At 72.1% G+C, this 18,176-nt stretch carries 12 protein-coding genes and 1 tRNA gene; 9 read left to right on the forward strand and 4 right to left on the reverse strand.

The annotated features are described in order from the left end of the window. Positions 1–27 precede the first annotated feature (27 nt). Together ACFYXE_RS08015 and ACFYXE_RS08020 are read right to left on the reverse strand one after the other, a co-directional pair. Entirely contained in the window at positions 28–2,010 is a 1,983-nt protein-coding gene (locus ACFYXE_RS08015; protein ID WP_389311373.1) for an MDR family MFS transporter, read from the reverse strand. 203 nt (positions 2,011–2,213) lie between these two features. Further along, a complete protein-coding gene (locus ACFYXE_RS08020) occupies positions 2,214–2,759 on the reverse strand; it encodes a DUF309 domain-containing protein (protein WP_389310163.1) in 546 nt (181 codons plus the stop codon). 108 nt (positions 2,760–2,867) lie between these two features. Between ACFYXE_RS08020 and ACFYXE_RS08025 the strand changes: the two genes are divergently transcribed. After that, positions 2,868–2,941, forward strand: a tRNA-Pro gene (locus ACFYXE_RS08025). A 274-nt stretch (positions 2,942–3,215) separates the two neighbouring features. Here the strand turns inward: ACFYXE_RS08025 and ACFYXE_RS08030 are convergent. Further along, entirely contained in the window at positions 3,216–4,535 is a 1,320-nt protein-coding gene (locus tag ACFYXE_RS08030) for a DUF4157 domain-containing protein (protein WP_389310165.1), read from the reverse strand. 364 nt (positions 4,536–4,899) lie between these two features. Beyond that, positions 4,900–6,318, reverse strand: coding sequence for a hydrolytic protein (locus ACFYXE_RS08035; RefSeq protein WP_389310167.1), 1,419 nt, complete (start codon positions 6,316–6,318; stop codon positions 4,900–4,902). A gap of 224 nt (positions 6,319–6,542) precedes the next feature. On the opposite strand from ACFYXE_RS08035, the gene ACFYXE_RS08040 reads away from it, so the two are divergent. From ACFYXE_RS08040 to ACFYXE_RS08075, 8 genes are all read left to right on the forward strand, one after another. Next, positions 6,543–7,262, forward strand: coding sequence for a response regulator transcription factor (locus tag ACFYXE_RS08040; RefSeq protein WP_389310169.1), 720 nt, complete (start codon positions 6,543–6,545; stop codon positions 7,260–7,262). A gap of 175 nt (positions 7,263–7,437) precedes the next feature. After that, positions 7,438–10,650, forward strand: coding sequence for a hypothetical protein (locus ACFYXE_RS08045; protein WP_389310171.1), 3,213 nt, complete (start codon positions 7,438–7,440; stop codon positions 10,648–10,650). Beyond that, complete coding sequence (locus ACFYXE_RS08050) at positions 10,647–11,354, forward strand: DUF4255 domain-containing protein (RefSeq protein ID WP_389310173.1); 708 nt, start codon at positions 10,647–10,649, stop codon at positions 11,352–11,354. The genes ACFYXE_RS08045 and ACFYXE_RS08050 overlap by 4 nt, the downstream gene beginning before the upstream one ends. Next, positions 11,351–13,465, forward strand: coding sequence for an ATP-binding protein (locus ACFYXE_RS08055; protein WP_389310175.1), 2,115 nt, complete (start codon positions 11,351–11,353; stop codon positions 13,463–13,465). The genes ACFYXE_RS08050 and ACFYXE_RS08055 overlap by 4 nt, the downstream gene beginning before the upstream one ends. A gap of 157 nt (positions 13,466–13,622) precedes the next feature. Next, positions 13,623–15,158, forward strand: a complete 1,536-nt coding sequence (locus ACFYXE_RS08060; RefSeq protein ID WP_389310177.1) for a phage tail sheath family protein — start codon at positions 13,623–13,625, stop codon at positions 15,156–15,158. 60 nt (positions 15,159–15,218) lie between these two features. Further along, positions 15,219–15,659: a phage tail protein gene (locus tag ACFYXE_RS08065; protein ID WP_389310180.1), complete on the forward strand. Its 441-nt coding sequence runs from the start codon at positions 15,219–15,221 to the stop codon at positions 15,657–15,659. Beyond that, positions 15,656–16,138: a hypothetical protein gene (locus ACFYXE_RS08070; protein ID WP_389310182.1), complete on the forward strand. Its 483-nt coding sequence runs from the start codon at positions 15,656–15,658 to the stop codon at positions 16,136–16,138. The genes ACFYXE_RS08065 and ACFYXE_RS08070 overlap by 4 nt, the downstream gene beginning before the upstream one ends. Beyond that, complete coding sequence (locus ACFYXE_RS08075) at positions 16,135–16,293, forward strand: DUF6760 family protein (RefSeq protein WP_389310184.1); 159 nt, start codon at positions 16,135–16,137, stop codon at positions 16,291–16,293. The genes ACFYXE_RS08070 and ACFYXE_RS08075 overlap by 4 nt, the downstream gene beginning before the upstream one ends. The last annotated feature ends 1,883 nt before the right edge of the window (positions 16,294–18,176 follow it).

Consider the following 18,176-nt stretch of genomic DNA (forward strand, 5'->3'; position numbering starts at 1 on the left):
ACGCAGGCGTGTCCGCCCGGAGACCGGTCAGCGCGGGCCGACCGGGGCGCCCGCCGTCTCGGGGGAGAGGCCGTGCTCCAGGTCCTCCGCCAGCAGCCGCTTGGCGATCGCGTCGACCGCCGCCGCCAGCTCCTTGTCCGGCGCCCTGCCGAGGTCCTTCTCGACCTCCTCGCCGAGCCAGGCGGCCCACGCCTTGGAGATGACCTCCGCCTCGCGCTCCCCGGCCGGGGTGTGCGCGAAGTACGTGCCCGTGCGGGTCAGGTAGCCCTCGTCGACCATCCGGTCGAAGACCGGCACGAGCACCTCGGGCGGGATCCTGCGGCGGGCGGCGATCAGGCCGAGGCCGGCGTGCCCGACCATCCGGGTGAACAGCGACACCTGCATGACCGCCCAGGCGCCCGCGATGTCCAGGCGGGTGTCGGAGTCCCTGATGATGCCGCGCGCGGTGGTCATCCCGACATTGCGGATGATGTTGGCGACGCCCCGCTCCAGGAGGTGGCCCGGATCGCCGCTGCTGGGCTGCGCGAAGCCCTCGCCCATGTCGGGGGCGCCCATGCGCGCGCTGTCGCGCAGCTGGACCTGCTTGAGGAAGAGCGCCACGACGAAACCGAGGAGCGCGACCGGGACGGTCCACAGGAAGACCGTCTGCAGGGTGTCCGCGTACGCCTTGACGATGGGTGCGGCGGCCGCGGCGGGCAGGTCGTGCAGCCCCTCCGGACTCTGCGCCGCCTTGCCGACCACCGAGGGGTCCCCGCCGGCCCGCGCCGCCGCCGCGACCCCGTCCTTGAGGTTCGGCGAGAGGGTGTTGGCGTAGATCGTGCCGAACACGGCCGTGCCGAAGGAACTGCCCAGGGTGCGGAAGAACGTCACGCCGGACGTGGCGGTGCCCAGGTCCGTGTACGGCACCGTGTTCTGCACGGCGATCGTCAGCACCTGCATGCACAGACCGATGCCGGTGCCGAGCACGAACATGTACAGCGACTCCAGCCAGGTGCTGGTGGTGCTGCCCATGAGCGACAGCAGATAGAGGCCGAGCGCCATCACCAGCGCACCGACGATCGGGAAGATGCGGTACATGCCGGTCTTGCTGACCACGTTGCCGCTGAAGATGGACGCGATGAGCAGCCCGATCACCATCGGCAGCGTCCGCACGCCCGAGATGGTCGCCGAGTCCCCGTCCACGTACTGGAGGTACGTCGGCAGGAACGTCATCGCCCCCAGCATCGCGAAGCCCACGATGAAGCTGAGGATCGAGCAGACGGTGAAGACCGGATTGCCGAACAGCCGCATCGGCAGCATCGGTTCGGCGGCGCGCGTCTCGACGACGCAGAACAGCGCCAGCGCGACGACACCGCCGACGAACAGGCCGATGATGGTCGGCGAACCCCACGCGTACTGGTTGCCGCCCCAACTCGTCGCCAGGATCAGCGCGCTGGCGCCGACCGCGACCAGCGCGATGCCCAGATAGTCGATGACGGGCCGCACCGCCGACTTCACGACGGGGATCGTCCGGGCGGCCGCGAGGACCACGACGATCGCGATCGGCACGTTCACGTAGAACGCCCAGCGCCAGGTCAGGTGGTCCGTGAACAGCCCGCCGAGCAGCGGTCCGATCACGGTGGACACCCCGAAGACGGCGCCGATCGCGCCCTGGTACTTGCCGCGCTCGCGCAGCGGGATGACGTCGGCGATCAGCGCCATGGACGTGACCATCAGGCCGCCCGCGCCGATGCCCTGCATCGCCCGCCAGGCGATGAGCAGCGTCATGTTCGTCGACAGGCCGCACAGGAACGAGCCGGTGATGAAGATGACCGCCGAGAGCTGGAAGACCACCTTGCGCCCGAACAGGTCACCGAACTTGCCGACGAGCACCGTGGCGACGGTCTCCGCGAGCAGATACGAGGTGACCACCCACGACATGTGTTCCGCGCCGCCCAGGTCCGACACGATCGTGGGCAGCGCGGTGCCCACGATGGTCTGGTCGAGGGCGGCGAGCAGCATGCCCAGCATGATCGTCACGAAGACGACGTTGCGGCGCCGCCGGTCCAGGACGGGCGGCGCCTGCGCCTCGGCGAAAGCCGGCGTGGCCGACTGGTCGGTGGTGGTCACACCGCCACCCTCACACCGGGGCCGGGCCCGTGCATGCGGGGCGAGGCCGGTTCGGTGACGGGGCAGGGTGTGGGCGGGGCCCGGGGGACGCCCCCGGGGAAGGCCTACGGGGTGTCCGCCCCGCCCGGCGCACCGCCCCGCAGCCGCGGTGCGTGCGCCGCCGCGTCCACCGCGCCGCCCTCGCGCTCCAGGAGCTCCGCGAGGGCCCCGGCCCAGGCGGCGAGTCCCGCGACCTCGATCCCGTACGGCCGGTCCTGTTCCGCCCCGGCGCTCCACGCGGACACCGCTCCGGCACCGCGCAGCAGCAGCCGGGCCCCGCCCGTGGTGTTGCCGCGGGCCGCGTGCGTGAGGCCGACGGCGAGCTGGGCCAGCCCCTGCCACAGTCCGCGCTCCGCGTCCGGGCCGGACTTCCATGCGTCCTCGAAGACCTCGTGCGCGTGGAAGGGCCGCCCCGCGTCGAGCAGCTCCTGCGCCTCGGCGACGGACTCCCCGGGCGCGCGCACGACACCCTCCGGCTGCCGCGGCACCCCCTCGGAGCCGTGCGGCAGCGGCCGCCCCAGCCCGTCGCGGGGCCGCTGGTTCCGGGCCCGCCCCTCCTCGTCACGATCCCGCTCACGGCCGCCGTCGTACGGTCCAGGTGCAGTGCTCATACGGCGATTGTCGCGCGTGCCTGACGGCGGTCACCGTTGAACGGAGCACCCTCCGTCGTGGGGTAGAGTTCTACCTGTGATCACGCGGGAACACCGCGCGGAACATCACGGGACGTGGCGCAGCTTGGTAGCGCACTTGACTGGGGGTCAAGGGGTCGCAGGTTCAAATCCTGTCGTCCCGACTGGAGACAGTCGTAGATCAGGGCCGGTTTCGGAATCATCCGAAACCGGCCCTGGGTCGTTCCTGGGGACCGGATGGAGACCGGCATCCTACCTGCGTCGGTGAATCAGGTCAGTCCGGTGTGCCGAAGGCCGATGGCGGTGAAGATCCGTCCGCCGGACGGATCTCCTCGACGATGGGAACCTTGCGAGCCCGGTCGCCCTTGGTGCCCTTGCCGGTGAGTCCGCCGACAGTGCCACGGAAGCCAATGAGCGCGGCGGCCCGCCGCGGCCGGCTCACATGATGATGCAGCACTTGCAGGACGCGTCGTGCTCGGCCTCGGGGGCGTACCGGACCACGAAGGCGTTCTTGTTCGCGATGTAGGCCACGAATCCCGCCGCATTGCGCGTGGTCGTGTTGCCGGTGTTCGGGTCGTACATCAGCACCCCGCCGGTGGTGACCACCGCGGCCTCCGCGTGCAGATCTGTGCCGAACCAGATCAGGGTGCCGGGTGTCAGCCTGCCCGCCGTGGCCTGTCCGGAGAGCCGATCGCGGGTGACCGCCGCGCCACCCAGCCGCTGCCTGGCGTACTGCTCCTGCGCCGCGCGGCCACCGGAGGCGCCCCAGCGCCGCACCGTGTCGGAGGCCAGGCGGCGGTTCTCCTCGTCGAAGCCGTCGTAGCGCAGACCGGTGGCGGGCTGCCCGTGCAGCAGCCAATAGACGGCCATGTACGAGCAGTGCTGGTCCACGTCGAAGTAGCCGTCCGGGGGATTGGGGCCGACCCAATAGCCGGTGTCACCGTTCGTGTACAGCATCGGGTTGGCGGGCAGCGTCGGCGAGAACGCGAATACCGGCTGGATGGAGGCCTGCGAGGCGGCCGGCGACGCCTGCGCCTGCCCCGACGTGGAGGCGTCGGCCTGGGGGACCCGCTGTACGGCCGTGGCCCCCGACCGCGTCGAACGCTGCACGGGAGGTGCCGTGTCCAGCGGCGCGCTGCTGAGTTCGCGCGCGACCGCCCGGGCCTCACGCTCCTCGGGCGAGTCGTTGTCGGACACCTTGAGTCCCTGCCCGTTGTCCTCCCCCGAGACCGGACCGCTGCTCTGCTGGAAGGTGTGCCACACCTCATGGAGGACGTCCTCGGTCGTGCTGTCGGCGCCCAGCACCATGTGATGCCCCGAGGTGTACGCCCGCGCGCCGATCTCCGTCGCCGAGCGCTGCGCCACGGGATCGGTGTGCAGCCGCAGATGGGACAGGTCCGCGCCGCCGTACCGCGCCTCGACCTCCTCGGCCAGCCGGCCCGTGAAGGGGCGTCCCGGAGAGCCCAGCACGTCGTGGACGGAGGAGCGCTGCACGGAGGAGGTGTCCTCGTCCGCCAGATCGTGGTCGTGGTCCTCGGCGTGCGGGGGGCGGCTGCGCTGGACGGAGGCCGAGACGGCCGCGTTCCCCGCCGTTCGCTGCAACGCCCTGGCCTGCCCGGGGGTGAGACGGTCCGCCGGGACCGGCGCGGGCCACCCGGACTCGACGGCCTGGTCATCGCGCTCCCGCCGCGCCGAGTTCTCGCCGCGCACGGCGTCGTCGTGCTCCTCGGACCGGCCCTTGCCCTGACGTCTGTGCATGTGGCCCTCCTTCCCTGCCGTTTCCGAGCATCTCCATACCGGTCAACGTCTCTCGTGGTGATTGGCCGATACCTGTCCGCAACCTGATGGAACCTCGGGCTGTCCCGCGCCCTCCACCGGGGCTGGGGCGTTGCCCGATTGGTGTGTGCATGGGGCCCCGCAATGCGGCGGCCTCCGCCGTGAGGTGGCCGGACCTCGGAGCCTGTTCGGGCCCGTGCCGTAGGCGTCGTGCCCGTTTCCGGAGACGAGGGAGAGGCGCTCTCACGGACCCACGAGAATGGCAGGGCGATTTCTGGACGAATTCACAAGAAAGACTGGCCTTTACCTTGGGTGAGGATCAACATGTTTCGCACGCGTCCCAGGCTCACCGCTTCAAATCGCTGAGGACACCACTGACGTTCAGTACTTCATGGCATCCGGATGCCTGATTTCCGCTGGCCGGTGTGCCTGGTTTCGCGCATGTCACGGCCGCGGTCACGGTCGAATTCTCGGGAATCCGGATGGGGGTGACCCAGTGATAGTCCTGATTGCGAAAGGTCTCCAGTGCGATGGTCGTCACCTTGTGGGCGCCGAACGTAATGGTGAGTACACCTTCGTCTCCCTGGAAATTGGCGACGACCGCATCCGTGATGCCCAGCACCTTTCCCTTCGGCACGCGGTAGGTGCCGACCTTCTGGCTGCCGCCGTCGGTCTCGATGTCGATGGTCGCCGAGCTCTGCCGCCCCGTGCCCGGCACGGCGGTCGTGTCCGTCGCCGTGCCTGCGCCGCCCGCTCCGGTTCCCTGCGATCCGTCCGAGCCGCCTCCACCGGGCCCTTGCGACGGGTCGCCCTTGCCGCCCGGGGAGCTGCCGTCGCCGTCGGCGCCCGGCTCCTTGTCGGCCGCGGCCGGAGCCTCCTTGACGGCCTTGTCGGCCGCCTCTTCGGCGGTGCTGCGCACCGCCGGCCTGATCAGGGTGAACCACGCCAGGATCAGTGCGAGCAGCGCCGCGAGCAGCACCAGCAGCCACCGAGGAAGAAGCGGGACCTGCACGAACTCGCCCTGCACAGGGGTGTGGTGCTCCACGTCCGCGTGCGTTTCCGGCACCACCGGATCCTTGGCTGTGCCGGTGCTGCCGGTGCTGGTGCTGGCTCCGGTTGCCGTGGCACCAGGGCTGTCCCCGGTGGACGCGGGACCGGTCGGCGCGCCCTCGACGACGTCGACCTCGAAGGGCCAGGTGGACGGCTGACCGAACCAGATCAGCCGCTGGACCTTCGTCCTCACGCGTATGTCCGACGACTCGCCCGGTTCCAGACGCCGGGTGGCGGGCGTGAAGGCGAAGGTGAGCTCCTCGCCGTTCTGCCGGCCGCCGACCGTCAGGCCGACCGGCGCGTTCCCCAGGTTCCGCAGCTCCGTGCGGTACTTGGCACTGCGCCACCCGCGGCGCCGCTGCGGCACCAGTTCGGCGCGCAGATCCCGGAACGCCTCGATGAACACCGTCGTCTCGGACACGCTCACCGATTCGGGATGCTCGGCGGGCAGTACCCGGATGCCCAGCGGAACCTGCCCGGCACGGATCTCGGGCGCGCGAGGCGGTGCCAGGCGCACCGTAACCTCCTGGGCGGTGCCCGGATACAGCGATACCCGCGGCGGCTCGACGGTGGTCCAGGCGGCACAGTCACCGACCACCTCCAACGCATACGCCTCGACGATGTCGCTGGTGTTGCGCACGGTCAGACGCGTGGTCGCCTCACCGCCCGGCGCCACCGTCACGGTGGGGATCTCGAGTTCGGCAGATGTCGTCACGCCGCGACCGTAGAGCGGCCCTCCCAGCCGGGCGAAGGGCGTGGAGGACATCGGGCGGGCACATTCGCTGCCCCCGGGGAGCAACGCCGCCTTGTCCCGTCGGCGCACTGACGCAAGACCTGCGTGGCTGTCCGGCAGGACGGGCCGCGATACCCCGCACGTACATCGCACCAACGGAAGTATCGGCGAGAACTGCGAAGAGAACGGGTCCAGAGATGACTTTCATGACGTCAAGCCCCGCGCCGCTGCCCGACACTCTGGGGCGGCAGCAGGCGTCCCCGGCCAGAGCGGTGGAGACGCGGGTGGCACCCCTGCAGGCCAAGGAACGGGTGTCCGTGGCGGTGTACGCGGAGGACCGCATCCTGCACACCGGCGTCGTTCACCAGCTGCGGCAGCGACCCGAGGTGGAGCTGCTCGACGAGAGCGACGCCGACTCCGCCCAGGTCTCCCTGGTGGTGACCGACACCCTCGACGAGCAGACCGTGCAACTTCTGCGCAGACTCCAGCGGGACACCGGCACGCGGGTCGGTCTGATCGTGAGCAGGTTCGGGGCCGGGGCCCTGCAATCGGTGATCGACTGCGGGGTCGCCGCGGTGCTCTGGCGCGCCGAGGCCGAACAGGACAGGCTGGTCCGCCTGGTGACGGCGCTGGCAAGCGGAGAGGGCTTCCTGCCGGGGGATCTGCTGGGGCAACTCCTCGAACACGTGGGCAGCATGCAGCGCCTGGTCCTCGATCCCCGTGGCCTGGCCCTGTCCACCCTGACGACACGGGAGGCCGACATGCTCCGGCTGGTCGCCGAAGGGCTCGACACCGCCGAGATAGCGCAGCGCACCTCGTACTCCGAACGAACGGTCAAGAACGTGCTGCGCGAGGTCACCGTCCGCCTCCAGCTGCGCAATCGGGCGCACGCCGTCGGGTTCGCGATGCGGCACGGCCTGATCTGAGGGCGCGGACACCACGGGGTGGCGGCCACGGCCGTCACCCCCTGTCCCTTCGCCCATTGTCCCGAACGGCGGTGGAGCTTGCCCCCGGTGCTGGTTCTCCGGGCCTGTCCTTGGGCCGCGCGCCGTCGACACGCTGGGGTCCGGAGGACGTACCCCGGACTGTGAGGTGGAAGAGATGGGCACCGCTGGCCCGGCGTGGAGGACCCGCCTCGGCAGACCGGCCCTCGCTCTGGTGTTGATGGGCCCACTGCTCGCCGTCGCCGGTGCGACATGGTCGGGCGCCTCCGCCGAGCGGCCCGCCGCCGCGGCGGCGGAGCCGGGCCGCATCGCGTACGCGGGCACCGAGCACCGCAGCCTCGGCCGGGTCACGGACACCACGTCGAGCGAGCCGCTCTTCGGTGCGGGCCCCACGCACCTGGACCGGCAGCCGTCCGCCCGCGGCGACCTGACCGTCTTCACCAGCCTGCGCGACGAGACCAGGCCCCAGGTGTACCTGCGGGACAAGGACGGCGCGGTCCGCAGACTCACCACCGGCCAGGACGCCGCCCACCCCAGCCTCACCCCGGACGGCGGATCGGTCGTCTTCGACTCCGCCGACACCACCGGCTCCGGGCAGCGGGATTTGTGGATCGTCGGAGCCGACGGCGCCGGCATCCGGCGCCTCACCGAGACACCCGCGGACGAGACATCGCCCACCGTGTCGCCCGACGGCACACGCCTGGCGTACTCCACCGACGCCGATCCGCTCCTCGGCAAGCAGATCATGGTGCGGGACTTGGCGGGCGGCCCGGCCACCCGGATAAGCGACGGCCCCGCGGGCGACGCGACGGAGCCGGCCTGGAACCCGTCCACCGATCCGGCCCGCCGCGACCTGGTGGCCTACACCTTGCGGACCGACGGTGCGTCCGAGACCCGGCTGCGGGTGACCGACGGCGCCGGTCTCGACGAACCGCTCCTCGGCGGCGGCAGCGCCGACTGGGACGCCCGGTCGGCCGACTGGCTGCCCGACGGCACCGAGCTGGTCTTCATCAGCCCGGAACGCACCTGCGACTGCACGACCCTGTTCGACCACGTCTTCCGGGCGAAGGACCGCGCGCAGGAGGTGCCGACCCTCGTGCTCGACGAGGACCGGGCGATCGCCTCGCCCACCTGGCTCGGCACGACGGCCGACGGCGGGAGCGTCGTCGAACGGTCCTCCGCGCCCACCACCCGCACCGCCACGCTCCAGGACGCGCGGCAGGACGGCTCCGACCCGCGCGACCTCGGCGTGACGATCCTCAAGGAGGACCCGGCGGCCGACACGAACACCGATCCGGCCGCGGATCCGCTGTTCAACCCCGCACCCGGCTACGACCCGTGGACCGAACGCCAGAACTACACACCCGACGGGCGGCGCATCGTCGTCACCCGCTTCGAGGACACTGCCGAGGGGCGTGTCCAGCGGATCTGGCTGGCCGACGCCGACGGAGCCAACGCGGCGCCGATGCCGCTCGCCGGTCGGGGAGCCGAGGACTGGGACACCGATCCGACCTTCTCGCCGGACGGCAAGCGCCTGGCCTTCACCCGGACCTCGCCGGGCGGCACCGGCGGCCGGGCGGGCCCCAGCCAGGTGCTGATCGCCGACGTCGCCAGCGGTGACATCGTCGGCCGCATCGATCCGCCCGCCGGTCAGCGGACCGGCGCGGACGCCCAGCCGACCTGGTCGTCGGACGGCACCACCATCGCCTTCACCCGCGTACACGAGATCTCCGGCAACAGCGGCAACAAACACATCTGGACCGTTCCCGCCGACCAGCTCGACGAGCAGCGTGACCTGAGCGCCACGGTCTGCCCCGGCGAGTGCCAAGTCATCGACGACAGCCCGGCGTTCTCGCCCGACGGCCTCAGCGTCGCCTTCAACCGCAAGGACGGCGGCGGCCGCGTCAACGAGCGCAACGGCATCCTCCTGGCCACCCTCGCGGACGGCGACTGCCGGGTCCTGCTGCCCACCGGACGGCGTGACGAGCCGGACGCATGCCGCCAGGACCTGCGCGACACCTCGGACAGCGGGCCCTTCCAGCCGCGCGACGCGGCCTGGACGGCCGACGGCGAGACCCTCCTGTTCAGCGCGCGCCGGGCGCAGCCGCCCAACTCGCCGGAAAGCCTGTCGGCGTTGAACGTCGACGACGGCACGCTGACCGATCTCACCGGCCGGCTGCCGGGACGGCAGAAGGAACCCTCCGTCCAGCAGTCCGTCGACCTGACGCTGTCCGCCCCGCCCACCGCGCCGCCCGTGGAGGTCGACCGGGCCACCACGGTGACGGTCACCGTGACCAACAACGGCCCCGCCGACTCCCCGGGCACCGAATTCACGGCAGCCGTGCCCCCGGGCGTCCGGCTCGACGAACTGACCAGCACGTCGGGGGAGTGCGCCGCCGGGTCCCCGCGCTGCGTCCTCGGCCTGATCGAGTCCGGCGTCTCGGTACGGGTGACCGCGCGGCTCACCGGAGTGGTGATCGGCCGGCACCAGCTCGGCTGGTCGGTCTCCGGCGCCGTCACCGACGCCGAGCCGGGGGACAACGCGGGACAGACGGAGATCGAGGTCACCGAGCCCGGCGAGCCGCCGACCACTCCGCCGCCCACCACCCCGCCCCCCAGCACGCCACCGCCCAGCACCGCGCCGCCGTCCACGAACCCGCCCACCGACCCGCCGACGGACGCGCCGAACCCGCCGCGGCCCCCGGCGCCGCCTCCGCCGCCCCCCGTGGCAGGACCCGGCGTGACCGCCACCGCGCAGCCCGCCCCCGGCTACGTGGGCGGCCGGGTCGTCGTCACCTACCTGGTGCGCAACGGCCAGAACGCCCTGGCGACCGGTCTGCGGCTGCGGCTCGGCCTGCCGCGGGGCATCCCCAGCGAGCCCCTGCCCGCGGGCTGCGCAGCCGGCGAGTGCGCGCTGGCCGACCTGCCCCCGGGCGAGACCGTGGTCACCCGGGTCGTCCTCACCCCGAAGAAGGCCATGAGAACCACCATCAAGGCCGTCCTGACCACTACGGGAACCGACGCGGACCCGGACGACAACACCGCCCGCGTGCCGTTGCGCATCCTCCAGCCCCGCATCGTCGCGGTGCCGCCCATCGGCAAGCCCGGTTTCGTGACCCTGGTGCGCGGCAAGGACTTCCCCCCGGGCGCCCCGGTGACCCTCACCTGGAAGCCCGGCATCACCGCCGCGGCCGCACCCGCAAGGCCCGGCGGGAACCATCGCTTCACCGCGCAGCTCATGATCCTCAACAAGGACCAGACGGGCCCGCGCGTCATCACCGCGAAGGGCCCGGGATTCTCCCCGGTCACCACGCCCTTCCTGGTCGTCAACGGCAACGTCCAGCCGCCGTACGAGGTGGATCGACGATGATCCATGAAGTCGACGAGGGGGTCCGGCGCCTGCTGTCGGAGTCGGGCCTCCAGGAGAGCGGCGTCGAGGTGGTCTTCGAGGCCCCGACCCGGGACTGGTCCGCACGCCGCAACGCACCGACCATCTGCGTCTACCTGTATGACATCCACGAGGACAGCAGCCGCAGACAGACCGGCACGACGGAGGTGTACGACGAGGATGGCCTCGTCATGGGCTGGCGCACCCCACCGCGTTGGTACGCACTGACCTACATGGTCACCGCGTGGACGGCCAGACCGCAGGACGAGCACCGCCTGCTCTCGCAGGTGCTCAGGTGCCTCGCGAGATCGGACGTCCTCCCGCCGCGCCTCTACACAGGCACCCTTGCCGAACTGGGTCTCTCCGTCACGCTCGATGTGGCGGGCCAGAGCAACCTGGGCGCCTCGGTGGCCGACGTGTGGTCGGCACTCGACGGAGAGATGAAGGCCTCCGTGGACCTGCGTGTCACCGCGCCCCTGGCGAGTGACGACTGGCCGGCGGGCCCACCCGTCACCGAGGGCCTCACCGTGCGGTCCGTCGACACCTCGGCCGCCGAAGCCGACGCGGCCGACGAACGGCGGCTGCGCTACGAAGAGTTGGACGACCCGGGACCGGAAGGGTTCACCGCGGCCCGCCCGCGCGACCTGACGCCGGGCCGTCGCCGCCGCAGGGGGGCGGGGCCGTGACCCACGACGCTGAAATACGGTCCCCCGCGGACGCCGTGGGTCTCGCGCACCTCTGGGGGCGGCTGAGCCGGGTGGAACGCCGGGTCAGGGCCGTCGTCGCCGCACGCCGCGCGACCGACCCCGACCCCGACGACCCCTACCGGGGCCAGTACCTCACCCCCGAGGCCATGCAGCGTGTCCTCGACGGCCCCTCCGCCTTCCTGCCGCCCGAACCCGACCGGCCGCCACCCGCCGAGCCGCCGCACCCCGCGTCCCGCCTCGCCCGGCTCGCGGCGGACTTCGGTCTGTCCGCACTGGACGTGGAACTCCTGCTGATCGTCGTCGCTCCGGACGTCGACGCCCGCTTCGAACGGTTCTACGGGTACCTCAACGACGACCTCTTCCGATGCCGGCCCACCATCGGGCTGGCCCTGGAACTGTGCGGCCTGCCCGCCGCCGGCGAGGGACGCTTCCGTTTCTCCCCCTCGGCGCCGCTCGTCAAGGGCGGCCTGGTCGAAGTGGGGGAGCGGCAACGCCCCTTCCTCACCCGGGCCCTCGCCGTGCCCGACCGGGTCAGCGGCCACCTGCTGGGGGACGACGAGGTCGACGCGGCACTGCGCGGAGCCGTCGCGCTCGGGCCCGCCGCCGCACCGGCCCCCGACGAGGTGACCCGGCGCGCCGCGGCGGCCGCCACCACCGGCTGCGGCCTGGTGCATCTGCTGGACCAGGGGGGCGACGCGGCGCGCGTCGCCGTCGAGGCGCTCGTCACCGTCGGCGGCAGGCCACTCGTCCTCGACCCCGCGGCGCTCGCCACCGGCACAGCACCCGACGCGGTGGTGCGCACCCTGGTCACGGAGGCGAGACTGCGCGGCGCGGGCATCGTGATGGGCCCGCTGGAGGCATGCGAACCGGAAAGACCCGAACGGGCCCGGAAGTTGCGGGCCCTGTGCGCAGCCGCCGTCGGAGTCCCGCTCATCACGTACGGGACCCGTGCCTGGGACCCGCTGTGGTCGGCCGAGAGCCCCGTCAACCTCACCGTCGCGCCGCCGGGAAGGGCGCAGCGCACCCGGCAGTGGCGGCGGGAACTCGCGGACGCGGCCCGGAAGGCGGGGGGCCCTGGCGGCACGGGGACGGGCGCAGCGCAGGACGAGGCGTTCGTCGAGGCCGTCGCCGGGCACCGGCTCGACACCGCGCAGATGCGCCGCGCGGCTGCCGTCGCGGTACGGACGGCGGGCGCCCAGGGCCGCCACCTGCTTCCGGGGGACATGCTCGCGGCAGTGCGTGCGCAGAACAGTGCGGGCCTGGCCAGGCTCGCCCGGCACGTCGAGCCCGGCGTGGCCTGGCCGGACCTGGTGCTGCCTGCGCCCACACGCCGCCAGCTCGACGAACTGGCCCTGCGGGCCCGCCATCGCGACCAGGTCCTCGGGGAGTGGAGGATGCGCCCCGGCGGCGGCCGGGGCCGCAGTGTGACCGCTCTGTTCGCCGGTGAGTCCGGCACCGGCAAGACGATGTCGGCCGAGGTGATCGCGGCGGAACTGGGCGTGGACCTGTACGTGGTGGACCTGTCGACCGTCGTCGACAAGTACATCGGGGAGACGGAGAAGAACCTGGAACGGATCTTCGTCGAGGCGTCCGCGGTCAACGGGGTGCTGCTCTTCGACGAAGCGGACGCGATCTTCGGCAAGCGATCGCAGGTCAAGGACGCCCACGACCGCCACGCCAACGTGGAGTCGGCCTACCTCCTGCAGCGCATGGAGTCCTTCGACGGCATCGCCGTGCTCACCACCAACCTGCGCTCCAATCTCGACGAGGCGTTCACGCGCAGACTGGACGCCATCGTCGACTTCCCCATGCCGGACACCGCGCAGCGCCGGGTCCTGTGGGACCGCTGTCTGGGTCCCGAGATGCCGCGCGCGGACGACCTCGACCTGGACTTCTGTGCCGAGCGTTTCGAACTCGCGGGCGGTTCGATCCGCGCCTGCGCGGTCACCGCGGCCTACCTCGCGGCGGAGACCGGCAAACCGCTGGGCATGGCCCAGGTCATGACCGCGACCCTCCAGGAGTACCGCAAGCTCGGCCGACTCATTCTGGAGAGCGAATTCGGTCCCTGGGCCGGGCTGGGGCGGGAGTAGACGCGAGTGCGAGGGTGCCCCCCGGAGCGGGCGGAGCCGGGCAGGGTGCCCGCGGGGGCAGTCTCGTTGCCCCCCGCCCAGGGCGTGGAGACCTACTGATGCCCCTCGCGCCTCCACAGACTCGGCAGTGACCCAGCGCCTATCCGAAGGAGCGAACATGCCGTCGTACCTCACCCCAGGCGTGTACGTGGAGGAGGTGCAGTCCGGAGCGCGGCCCATCGAAGGAGTCGGCACCGCGGTCGCCGCGTTCGTGGGCTTCGCGGAGCGCGGTCCCTTCCACGAGCCCACGCTCATCGCCAACTGGGACCAGTACGTCCAGACCTTCGGCTCCTTCACCGAGGACACCTACCTGGCCCACTCCGTCTACGGCTACTTCGCCAACGGGGGCGGCACCGCCTACGTCGTACGCGTCGGGGGCAGCGACACGGCGGAGGCCGAGCCCACCGCGGCCCCGGCCCCCGAAGCCGTGGGACTGGGTGGCTTCCTGCTCTCCGTCGCGCCGGGCGTGGACGGCGACATCAGCGTGGAGATCGCCGACGCGGAGGGCGAGAACCCGCCCGAGGACAAGTTCAAACTGGTCGTACGCAGGGGCGGCAAGGCGGTGGAGACGCACGACGTGTCCACCCGCAAGAACGTCAAGAGCTATCTGGTCCAGCAGATCCGGGAATCGAAACTGATCGACGCCGTCGAACAGCCCGGCGTGCAGCAGACCCGCCCGGAGAAGCAGACCGTCCGCCTCCCCGCGGCGGCGCCCGCCCCCACGAGCGACGGCGAACTGGCCCGGGTCGATCCCGGCGAGTATGTCGGCGACGCCGAGGCGCGCACCGGATTCGCGGGTCTGGAGACCATCGACGAGATCACCATGGTCGCGGTCCCGGACCTCATGAGCGCGCACCGGCGCGGCGACCTGGACGCGGAGGCCGTCAAGACCGTGCAGCTCGCGGTGATCTCGCACTGCGAGCAGATGGGTGACCGCGTCGCGGTGCTGGACACTCCGCCCGGCATGAATGCCCAGCGGATCCGCACCTGGCGAAACGAGGACGCGGGGTACGACTCGCGCTACGCCAGCCTGTACTACCCCTGGATCAAGGTCTTCGACCCGGCGACCGGCCGCAACACCATGGTCCCGCCCAGTGGGCACGTCGCCGGTGTGTGGGCACGCAGCGACGGCGAGCGCGGGGTGCACAAGGCGCCGGCCAACGAGGTCATCCGGGGCGCCGTCGACCTCGACATCCGCCTCAGCAAGGGCGAGCAGTCACTGCTCAACCCGATCGGCATCAACTGCGTACGGGCCTTCCCCGGCAGGGGCATCCGCATCTGGGGTGCGCGCACCCTGTCATCGGACCCGGCCTGGCGCTACCTCAATGTGCGGCGGCTCTTCAACTACCTCGAGGAATCGATCCTGTTGGGGACCCAATGGGTGGTCTTCGAGCCGAACGACGACCGGCTCTGGTCGAGCATCCGGCGCAACGTCACCGGATTCCTCACCGAGGAGTGGCGCCGGGGCGCGCTGTTCGGCCGCGTCGCCGAAGAGGCTTTCTACGTGAAATGCAACCGGGAGAACAACCCGCAGGAGTCCATTGATCTCGGGCGCGTGGTCTGCGAGATCGGCGTGGCCCCGGTAAAACCGGCCGAGTTCGTCGTCTTCCGGCTCGCGCAGTTCTCCGACAGCACGAGCCTCATCAGCGAATGACCCCGGGGTGACCCGCCGGTCGCCCGTAACGTTTCCCAGAGCGAAAGGTGACACACGGCCATGGCAGAGGGCGATGCTCTTTCCACCCATATCTTCGGCGTGCAGCTGGGCGGCTACCTCGTCGAATCCATTCAGGAAGTCAGCGGCTTCACCGTCGAGGAGGAAGTCGTCGAGGTCCGCCAGGTGACGGCGGAGGGCAAACAGATCATCCGCAAGCAGCCGGGCGCGCGGCAGGCGGGTGAGATCACCATCACCCGAGGCCTCGACAAGAGCAGCGAATTCACCAAGTGGATCAAAGAGACCCTGAACAACGGCGCGATCGACACGGCCCGACAGAACATCACCATCGAGGTCATGGACAGCACCGGCGAGGCCGTCCGGCGCATCCAGCTCATGCAGGGATGGGCGAGCAAGTGGGAGGGCCCTGCCCTGAAGGCCGGCGAATCGTCAGGGGCCACCGAGTCGGTGACCATCACGTTCGAGGAAATCGTGGTCGAATGAAGCGCAGAGCGGTGTCCGGCGCCAGTCAGCTGGAAGACCTGTTGGAGAACGCGGGGGCGGCGGCGCGGGACGAGCCGACGAGCCGCACCCCCGCCACGCAACGCGGCGGTTCCCGAGCGGAGTTCGCGTTCACCCTGCCTCGGGGCTACGTCGACGAGGACGGCAACGAGCACCGCGACGGCACGATGCGGCTGGCCACCGCGCGCGACGAACTCCGACCCCAGATCGACATGAGGGTCAAGGAGAACCCGGCCTATCTGAGCGTGGTCCTGCTGAGCCAGGTGATCACCCGGCTCGGCAGTGTCAACGACGTGCACGCCGGGGTCGTCGAGCGGATGTACGCCACGGACGTCGCCTTCCTCCAGGACTTCTACCGGCGCATCAACAGCGAGGGCCACACCCACGCAGCCGTCACCTGTCCGCTGTGCGAGGGGTCGTTCGAGGTGGACCTCTCGGGTGGGCGCCTGGGGGAATCGTGACGTACGCCCTTCCCCGGCTGCGGGAGGAAGTCGCGTACGTCGCCTATCACTTCCACTGGCCCCTGGACGACATCCTCGACCTCCCGCACGGGGAGCGACTGGAGTGGGTCGGCGAGATCGCGCGGATCAACACCCGCGTCAATGAGAGCGGGTGAGGGGCATGGGCGCGTGGGACTCGATGCGCCGCGGCGTGGGCCGGGCACGCTCCGGACGGCGGGCCGGCGCGGACCGCGAGGCGGAGCGGGACGGGGGTGCGCCGACGGGGGCCGGGCCCGGGACGCCCTCCCGGGCGGCCGGTTGGGACGGCGGGTGGCGTCGGGTCACGCCCCTGGAGACGACCCTCGCGCATCCGTCGCTCGCTGTGAGCGACGGGTTGCGTTTCAGGGACGGCCTCGCGGCCTGGCAGAACCCGGGATTCGGCGCGGAGCTCGGTCACGCGGTCCTCCCGTCCGCCCCCGCGGGCATCATCCACGGTGTCACCGGCCCGGCCGTATCCGGTGGCACCACCTCCGGAGGCGGGCCGTTGCTGCTGCGTGTCGCCAGGGCGGGCGAGGAGGATACCGAGGCGCCCGCCGAGAACGAGGGCGAGGGCGAACGGGCCGCCCTGCGGAGCAGGCCGGGCGCCACGACCCGTTCGCCCCGGCATCGGCCGGGGCCCGTGGGGGGGACGGCGCGGCGGAGCAGCGGTCCGGGAACCACGCCCACCCGCCCGGGCACCTCGGCCACCGAGAGGGAGCAGCGAACTCCGGACGGCGGCGGAGATACCGGCACCGAACCGGCCGTGGGCGGGAGGGGACGGACCGTGCAGCGGACACCCGCCGCACCCGGGCGAACCCCCCGGACAGGCGGTGGCGATACCCGGTCCGCCCCGGAGAACGGCAGACCTTCACTTCCCCCCGCCGGAACCGGCAGGCAGGTCGGTGAGACGGAGCGTCACGTGCCGGAGCGACCGGTGTCGGTTCGCCCCCGCCCGCTGGGCCCGCCGGCCGTCGTCGCCCGCAGCCCCGCCCTGCCGAAGCGTGCCCTGAAGGCGGTGCTGCCCCCGACCGGCCAGCCGCCGAGGAATGCTGCGCCGACCGTGCAGACGGCGCGGACGCCGCGGACTGCGCGGACCGCGCCCGACAGCGACGGCCGGACCGACGCGGCCCCGTCGCGGCCACGGCGCACGCCTGCGCCGCATACGCACCAGCCCCCGGCCGACGGGGCGCCTCGGGTGACGCCCGTCGAACCCCCGACCGGCCCTGCGACCGCCCTGGTCCCTGCCGTGCCGGACTCGAACGGCGGGCCCGTATCCGCGCAACCGGTGGAACGCCTGCGGCCCGCCCTGGGGGAGCCGCTCGGGCACCTCCCGTCCGGCGCGATTCCGGCGGGCGGCGGGAGTCACGCGGTCCCGTCGAGTGCGCCTTCGGCACCGGACGGGGCGACGCTGCCGGTCGTACCAGGACGTGCGAACCCTGCCTCCAGTACGGGGCCGGAGCCGACGCGAGGGCCGTCGTCCACGCCGTCGGGCGGTGTGGACCGCCCGACGCGGGTGCCGCGCCCTTCGCCGTCGGACCCGGCACCGGCATACCCCGACTCCGCGCGGTCCGACTCCTCCCGGAGCGCCGAGGCCGGGGCGTGGCCTGAACGACCACGCCGGACCGGCATCGGCCCGCAGCTCTCCGCGCTTCCGCCCACCGCGATCCCCGCCACCGGCACACCGGGAGACGTACCGGGCACCGGGCGGGGTAAGACGGTCCAGCGCAGCACGGCGACAGGCTCCGGAGGACACACGCCCGCCCCTTCGACCAAAGGCCCCGTGCCCGGAGCGGCAGCGACTGGCCGAGGCCCGCAAGGATCTGCGCACGGGCACGAAGAGCCCGTGCCGGACGCCCCGTTGCTGGGGCTTGCGGGGAGCGGCGACCTGACAGGGACGACTTCAGGCGATGAAGCCCTGGTCGTGACCGACCGGACCGCCGGGACCGAGACGACTCACCCGACCGACGGGCCGCAGGAGCGGCTGCCCGTGGCGGCCCGGCCGGACCCCACGGTGCCCCCG

The organism is Streptomyces sp. NPDC002564 (assembly GCF_042889645.1).
Lineage (GTDB): Bacteria > Actinomycetota > Actinomycetes > Streptomycetales > Streptomycetaceae > Streptomyces.

Bases quoted from the DNA above. Each gene is read 5' to 3' on its own strand.
- ACFYXE_RS08040 (WP_389310169.1), top strand. From the start codon at position 6,543: ATGACGTCAAGCCCCGCGCCGCTGCCCGACACTCTGGGGCGGCAGCAG.
- ACFYXE_RS08030 (WP_389310165.1), bottom strand. From the start codon at position 4,535: ATGCACAGACGTCAGGGCAAGGGCCGGTCCGAGGAGCACGACGACGCC.
- ACFYXE_RS08070 (WP_389310182.1), top strand. From the start codon at position 15,656: ATGAAGCGCAGAGCGGTGTCCGGCGCCAGTCAGCTGGAAGACCTGTTG.
- ACFYXE_RS08020 (WP_389310163.1), bottom strand. From the start codon at position 2,759: ATGAGCACTGCACCTGGACCGTACGACGGCGGCCGTGAGCGGGATCGT.
- ACFYXE_RS08015 (WP_389311373.1), bottom strand. From the start codon at position 2,010: ATGCTGGGCATGCTGCTCGCCGCCCTCGACCAGACCATCGTGGGCACC.
- ACFYXE_RS08045 (WP_389310171.1), top strand. From the start codon at position 7,438: ATGGGCACCGCTGGCCCGGCGTGGAGGACCCGCCTCGGCAGACCGGCC.
- ACFYXE_RS08065 (WP_389310180.1), top strand. From the start codon at position 15,219: ATGGCAGAGGGCGATGCTCTTTCCACCCATATCTTCGGCGTGCAGCTG.
- ACFYXE_RS08060 (WP_389310177.1), top strand. From the start codon at position 13,623: ATGCCGTCGTACCTCACCCCAGGCGTGTACGTGGAGGAGGTGCAGTCC.
- ACFYXE_RS08050 (WP_389310173.1), top strand. From the start codon at position 10,647: ATGATCCATGAAGTCGACGAGGGGGTCCGGCGCCTGCTGTCGGAGTCG.